5 protein-coding genes are annotated in these 3,185 nt (G+C 61.0%); 4 read left to right on the top strand and 1 reads right to left on the bottom strand.

The annotated features are described in order from the left end of the window. Positions 1-88: 88 nt before the first annotated feature. Positions 89-811, bottom strand: a complete 723-nt coding sequence (gene mtgA, locus DCO47_RS26330) for a monofunctional biosynthetic peptidoglycan transglycosylase (protein ID WP_116659252.1) — start codon at positions 809-811, stop codon at positions 89-91. Positions 812-885: 74 nt separating this feature from the next. On the opposite strand from mtgA, the gene DCO47_RS26325 reads away from it, so the two are divergent. From DCO47_RS26325 to trmB, 4 genes are all read left to right on the top strand, one after another. Beyond that, positions 886-1,266, top strand: coding sequence for a DUF423 domain-containing protein (locus tag DCO47_RS26325; protein ID WP_116659251.1), 381 nt, complete (start codon positions 886-888; stop codon positions 1,264-1,266). Between the two features lie 71 nt (positions 1,267-1,337). Continuing rightward, positions 1,338-1,538, top strand: a complete 201-nt coding sequence (thiS, locus tag DCO47_RS26320) for a sulfur carrier protein ThiS (protein ID WP_042606691.1) — start codon at positions 1,338-1,340, stop codon at positions 1,536-1,538. Positions 1,539-1,599: 61 nt separating this feature from the next. Beyond that, the gene (locus DCO47_RS26315) at positions 1,600-2,394 is read left to right on the top strand and encodes a thiazole synthase (RefSeq protein ID WP_116659250.1); all 795 of its coding nucleotides are present in this window, start codon (positions 1,600-1,602) and stop codon (positions 2,392-2,394) included. Between the two features lie 9 nt (positions 2,395-2,403). Further along, positions 2,404-3,129, top strand: coding sequence for a tRNA (guanosine(46)-N7)-methyltransferase TrmB (trmB, locus tag DCO47_RS26310; protein WP_042606558.1), 726 nt, complete (start codon positions 2,404-2,406; stop codon positions 3,127-3,129). Positions 3,130-3,185 lie beyond the last annotated feature (56 nt).

Here is a 3,185-nt window from a genome sequence, read left to right as displayed (position 1 = left end):
GCTCGCGATAGCGGTTTGTCAGTAACGCAGATGTTGACTGACAACATGCTATCGCGAGCAGGCTCACTCCTACATTAGATCTTCGGTGTTATTCAGCCCAAGGCGCCCGCCGCGAAGCGTTCAGCCCCAGCAAATAATTGTCCCCACCCAACTGACTCATCTGCTGCCGAATCCAGCCAGCCCGACGCGACACATAACCGGTCGGGTGACTCGCGCTCCATACCCGCGGATTGGGCAAGACGGCAGCCAGATAACTCGCCTGCTGGCGCGACAACGATTTCGCACCCACGCCAAAGTGATGGCGGGCCGCCGCTTCGGCGCCAAACACGCCGTCATCCCATTCGACGCTGTTCAGGTACACCTCAAGGATCCGCTGCTTGGGCCAGAACACTTCGATCAACGCGGTAAACCACGCTTCCAGGCCCTTGCGCAGATAGCTGCGGCCGGACCACAAAAACAGATTTTTCGACACTTGCTGGCTCAAGGTGCTGGCGCCGCGAATCGAGCCGCCCAGTTCGTTGTGGGCCAGCGCAGCCTGGATCGCGCGCAGATCGAAGCCCCAGTGCTCGGGGAATTTCTGATCCTCGCCGGCAATCACCGCCACCTTCAAGTCATCGGAGATCTCATTCCACGGTTTCCAGGTGCGCTGCAGGTCGATCGGCTCACCGTCGACCCAGGATTCGACCTTGCGCTCGACCATCAGCGCCGTGACCGGCGGTGGCACGAAGCGAAACACCAGCACCAACAAGACACTGCCGCCGGCGAACCAGAGCAGGGCCTTCGTGAGACGACGGAAAATTGAACGCAGCATATAGATGGCTTGGCCGAACCCGTGGAGCGGGCCATTATACAGACCCTGCCGATCGCGTCTGACTGGAGTTCCCCATGCTGCGTGGCTTTTTGATGCTGGCCGCTTTTTTCGGATTCACCGGTGTTGCGCTGGGCGCGTTCGCCGCCCATGGCCTGAAAAACCGCCTTACCCCGGAATACCTGGCGATTTTCCATACCGGCGTCACCTATCAATTGGTGCACACTCTTGCGCTGTTCGGGGTGGCGCTGCTGGCCACGCAAATTCAAGGGCGCCTGATCACTTGGGCCGGCGTGTCCTTCACCGCCGGCATTCTGTTGTTCTCCGGCAGCCTGTATCTGCTGACCACCACCGGCATCAGCAAGCTAGGCATCATTACCCCGTTTGGTGGTCTCGCATTTCTGGTCGGTTGGTTATGTTTGGGGCTAGCTGCCTGGCGCTTGCAGCTAACCGCTTGACGCTTGGTACTGACCTTTAGGTCATGATCGGGCTAGAATGCCAGCCCCTAAAAATGATGGCGGCGTTGTACATGCGCATTCAGTTGAACGGTGAGTCCTTTGAATTGCCCGACGGTGAAACCGTTGCGGGCCTGATCACCCGTCTGGAGCTGACCGGACGCCGGGTGGCGGTCGAGCTCAATCTGGACATCGTTCCGCGCAGCCAGCATGCCGATACCACGCTCAATGACGGCGACAGCGTCGAAGTGGTCCACGCCATCGGCGGCGGCTGATTGTCCCGGCCCGCAAGGGCAAAGAATTCTGCAAGACCCTCACCCCTCAAGAGGATTCCCCATGAGCATCGTTCGTAGCGACAAGCCTTTTGTGCTGGCCGGTCGTACTTACCAGTCGCGTTTGCTGGTCGGTACCGGCAAGTACCGTGACATGGAAGAAACCCGCCAGGCCATCGAAGCCTCGGGCGCCGAGATTGTCACCTTCGCCGTGCGCCGCACCAATTTGGGCCAGATCGAAGGCGAGCCGAACCTGCTCGAAGTGCTGTCGCCGGATCGCTACACCTTCCTGCCGAACACCGCTGGTTGCTACGACGCTATCGAAGCCGTGCGCACCTGCCGCCTCGCGCGTGAATTGCTCGACGGCCACAACCTGGTGAAGCTGGAAGTGCTGGCTGACCAGAAGACCCTGTTCCCCAACGTGATCGAAACCCTCAAGGCCGCCGAAACCCTGGTCAAGGAAGGCTTCGACGTGATGGTCTACACCAGCGATGACCCGATCATCGCCCGCCAACTGGCGGAAATCGGCTGCATCGCGGTGATGCCGCTGGCCGGTCTGATCGGCTCCGGTCTGGGTATCTGCAATCCGTACAACCTGCAGATCATCCTCGAAGAAGCGAAGATTCCGGTGCTGGTGGATGCCGGTGTCGGTACGGCTTCCGACGCGACCATCGCCATGGAACTGGGGTGCGACGCCGTACTGATGAACTCGGCCATCGCTCACGCCAAGCAACCGGTAATGATGGCGCAAGCCATGCAGCACGCCATCTTCGCCGGCCGTCTGGCGTACCTCGCCGGCCGCATGCCGAAAAAACTTTATGCCAGCGCCTCTTCGCCGCTGGATGGTCTGATCAAGTAAGAGCCATTGATGACTGAATCGAACGACACGCCTGTCCAGCCGGACGAAGGCGACGAGCGCCAACACCGCCGCATCAAGAGTTTCGTGATGCGCGCCGGGCGCATGACCGAAGGCCAGCAACGCGGCCTGGATCAGGGCGCGCCGCTGTACGTGCTGCCGCTGGCCGATGCGCCGGTCGATTACGACCAGGTGTTCGGCCGCTCGGCACCGCGCTCGCTGGAAATCGGTTTCGGCATGGGCCACTCGCTGCTGGAAATGGCTGCGGCGGCGCCGGAGCAGGATTTCATCGGCGTTGAAGTGCACCGTCCGGGTGTCGGTGCGCTGCTCAATGGCGTACTGACCCAAGGGCTGACCAACCTGCGGGTCTACGATTGCGACGCGATCGAAGTGCTCAACCGCTGCATCGCCGACAACAGCCTCGATCGCCTGATGCTGTTCTTCCCGGATCCATGGCACAAGAGCCGTCACCACAAGCGCCGCATCGTCCAGGCCTCGTTCGCCGAACTGGTGCGCAGCAAGCTCAAGGTCGGCGGCATTCTGCACATGGCCACCGACTGGGAACCGTACGCCGAGTACATGCTGGAAGTGATGAACGTCGCCCCGGGCTACCGCAACCTCGCCGAAGACGGCAAATGCGTCCCGCGCCCGGCCGAACGCCCGATCACCAAGTTCGAACGCCGCGGCGAACGCCTTGGCCATGGCGTGTGGGATCTGAAGTTCGAAAAACAGTCCTGAGCATCACGCGGTAAAAATGTAGGAGTGAGCCTGCTCGCGATTGCGGTCTGACATTC

This window comes from Pseudomonas sp. NDM (genome assembly GCF_003105095.1).
GTDB lineage: Bacteria > Pseudomonadota > Gammaproteobacteria > Pseudomonadales > Pseudomonadaceae > Aquipseudomonas > Aquipseudomonas moraviensis_A.
This window is presented reverse-complemented; position numbering and strand designations above follow the sequence as displayed.